Below are 2,728 nucleotides of genomic sequence, written 5' to 3'. Positions count from 1 at the left end.
TACCCACCCGCAAGACCTTTTTTGATGATTTGCGGGCATTAACCCGGTACATGTATTTCGACAGTTGGGATCATCTGCTCACCTTCATGCTGGAAGGCCTAGAGCTAAACATCCCGCCCAATACCAGTTGAATCGTCATACTGAGAATTGCTGGCAATGAGTATCTCAAGTTACACAGAGATGAGCAATTAGCTCTATTTTGATTCTGATACCCCGTCCGCTTGCGGCGGGGTAGTTCATCCAGCAAGAGCCCTAGTAGGGGTGGGGTTAACGGCAGTCCTAGGGCGATCGCATAGGGTAAGTGGGCCATAGCAAACACCAGGGAGGAGATGGCAATGGCGACTACCACCCATCGGGCCTGGGGTTTACCCTGGCGCTGCTGCCCAAATCGCCAGCCCAGCCATAGCAGCAGCGTCATCAGTCCCCAACGGATGAGAATTTCTTCGGTGATACCGCCGTAGAGAAATCGCACTAGCAGCGGCGTGGGCTCAGCCGCTCCATAGGCTGGTGGCAGCAGCGGGCGAGACAGCAGGGCGATCACGGTCAGTAGTGCGCCGCTGATCAACCCGCCCACCACACCGGGCAACAGTTGAGGAACCATGGCTTGCCGCCACGATCGCCCAGCGGCCAGCGCCTCTGCCCCCGGTGCCCTTAGCTCTAACCGGTGGGCCAAGAGCACGCCGATCAGCACCGCCACCGACAGCAAAACCGTGGGCTGCACCAGCACCAGTAGCCTAACCACGGCGGCAGGTGGGGCCCCCTCTGGGAGCAAGGGCAAAGGCACCAAGACCAGGGTCATCACCCCAGCCATGCCTGCCAACCACAGCAGCCCAAACAGTCGCAGCCGAGTGTTTTTATGTTTAACCATGGCTTTATCCTCAATGATCTAGTTGTTGATAGTTCAAGTTCAGCCCATGCCAGCGAGCACCATCACCGGAACCGTGGGAAGGTTAAAGACAACGTGAACGACGATGGCGGGCCAGACCGATCCACTGCGGCGCAGCAGTTCGGCACCGACGAGCCCCATCACCAAAGCCGCAGGGAAAACGATATTGATGCCGTGCATATAGGCGAAGATCAGGGCACTGCTCACAACCCCGAAAACCGGTCGCCCGTGACGCAGCAGCACGTTGGCGATGACGCCCCGAAAGAGCAGTTCCTCGCCCAGGGGTGTAAGGAGACCGAGAAACACTGTTGCCAGGATTAAGGACAGCCCCCCGCCACTGCCAGCTTCGGCGTATATAGTCTGGGGATTGGCAGTGTCCCCGGTGATGGCGGTGTAGGCCATGACTGCCAAACCCTTGACCCTGAAGGCGACCACTCCCGCCCCAACCCCGATGAGGAGCCATCGTCTGGAGGTTCGGCAGACGCCGAAGGGGCTGAGGGAACGGATGCGGAGCAGCACAGCGGCGGCAAATCCGGCGATGCCAGCAACCCCAGACAGCGCGGTGAAAACCAATCCGTAGGCAACGGGATCGAGTTCAAGCCGTGAGAGCTGCGATCCACCCCAATACCCGATGACAATAAAGACGGCAAGGCCAACAATACCCTCGGGTAAGCGCGGACGTGGAACCCTGTTGGGCAGGGATGAGGGCGTTGCGGCGGTCTTTTCTGACTCTCGTGGGTGGTTAGAAGGAACCTGAGACATGAGGATCAACTCCTTCGGTACATTTGCTTTTGGTTTTACAAACTGACGAGATTACTGATGACCTTGCGGTGGCTCTGGCAAACGGATTGAGTCCTCACGCTTGAACATGCCGTCAGCAATAGCTAGGACTAAGGGGGAGGTTCACGACCATCCCGATCTCGCTGGTTGACTGACAAAAGTTTAATGAAGACCTCTAAAGTACCTACATATGAAAGGGCTTCATTCTTAAGTAAGCAGTCGTTCCTTTGAGCAAGCTGAAAATTTCTCTATCAAAGATGATTTAAGCTTTGCAAAGGATGTATGGATCGCTAGCTTTCTTATCGATTCTTGCTCTTGAAAATTGTCCGAACTATTATCCAAACTATTGCTTCAGCACTACAGTATTAAAAATTTTGTCGTGCCATGTCTCCTGTTGTTTATCCACAAAAAACCAGAGATAGCCTAACCCAAAGATTAGCCCACTTAGGAAATACCCCAACGAGCCGCGTAGACCAGCCATCACAAAAGACAGCGAATGTCCATCGGATTTAACTACCCTGATGTTCATCATTCCCATGCCAATTGATCGCTCTCACTGACTCCAAAAGTAACCAAAGTACAAAAAATGCCCGAATATGGGAGCGAGAGAAAATACAATCACACTCGGAGCCACAATTAAATTTGGCACAGGTATTCCGCTATCAGCGTAAGCTCCGATAATCACTCCAATGGCAACCGCTGCTAGTGAGTAAATGATTGAGAGAATAGCTTGATCAATCAACCATGCAGCAGACCGCTGTAAGAAGGTCGCCTTATTCATCTTTATGTCCTCAAATGTTTTCCATCATTGTCTAAGCAAAATACTCTGAACAGCCTTTGCGGATGGCTGGAAGGAACTTGAGACATGAGGATCACCTCCTTCGGTACATTTGCTTTTGGTTTTACAAACTGACAAGATTACTGATGATCTTTCGGTGGCTCTGGGAAACGGGTTGGGGTCTTATGCTTGAACACTCCGTAGGCGATCGCCAGAAACACGGGTACTGCAACCAGCCCTGATAGCGCCCCGTAGGTGGCGTGATACTCGCTGATGGTGAACAG

2 protein-coding genes and 2 pseudogenes are annotated in these 2,728 nt (G+C 53.2%); 1 reads left to right on the top strand and 3 read right to left on the bottom strand.

Features of this window, described 5'->3' with window-relative positions:
• Window positions 1-131 (top strand): annotated as a pseudogene (locus tag JUJ53_RS25370) (ISNCY family transposase); the annotation flags it as partial.
• On the opposite strand, the gene JUJ53_RS00680 reads toward JUJ53_RS25370, so the two are convergent.
• From JUJ53_RS00680 to JUJ53_RS24475, 3 genes and pseudogenes are all read right to left on the bottom strand, one after another.
• On the bottom strand, window positions 71-868 hold the full coding sequence (locus JUJ53_RS00680) for a CPBP family intramembrane glutamic endopeptidase (RefSeq protein WP_239124673.1): 798 nt from the start codon (window positions 866-868) through the stop codon (window positions 71-73). The pseudogene JUJ53_RS25370 and the gene JUJ53_RS00680 sit on opposite strands and share 61 nt — an antisense overlap.
• Window positions 869-907: 39 nt before the next feature.
• A complete protein-coding gene (locus JUJ53_RS00675; protein WP_204150067.1) occupies window positions 908-1,648 on the bottom strand; it encodes a type II CAAX endopeptidase family protein in 741 nt (246 codons plus the stop codon).
• A 361-nt stretch (window positions 1,649-2,009) separates the two neighbouring features.
• Window positions 2,010-2,447, bottom strand: a pseudogene (locus tag JUJ53_RS24475) (RDD family protein).
• Window positions 2,448-2,728 lie beyond the last annotated feature (281 nt).

The sequence above is a fragment of the Leptolyngbya sp. CCY15150 genome (genome assembly GCF_016888135.1).
GTDB lineage: Bacteria > Cyanobacteriota > Cyanobacteriia > RECH01 > RECH01 > RECH01.
Note: the sequence above shows the minus strand (reverse complement) of the source record. Positions and strands in the feature narration are given on the sequence as shown.

What these genes read in the sequence shown, in the direction of transcription:
- JUJ53_RS00680 (WP_239124673.1), bottom strand. Translation starts at nt 868, where the DNA reads ATGGTTAAACATAAAAACACTCGGCTGCGACTGTTTGGGCTGCTGTGG.
- JUJ53_RS00675 (WP_204150067.1), bottom strand. Translation starts at nt 1,648, where the DNA reads ATGTCTCAGGTTCCTTCTAACCACCCACGAGAGTCAGAAAAGACCGCC.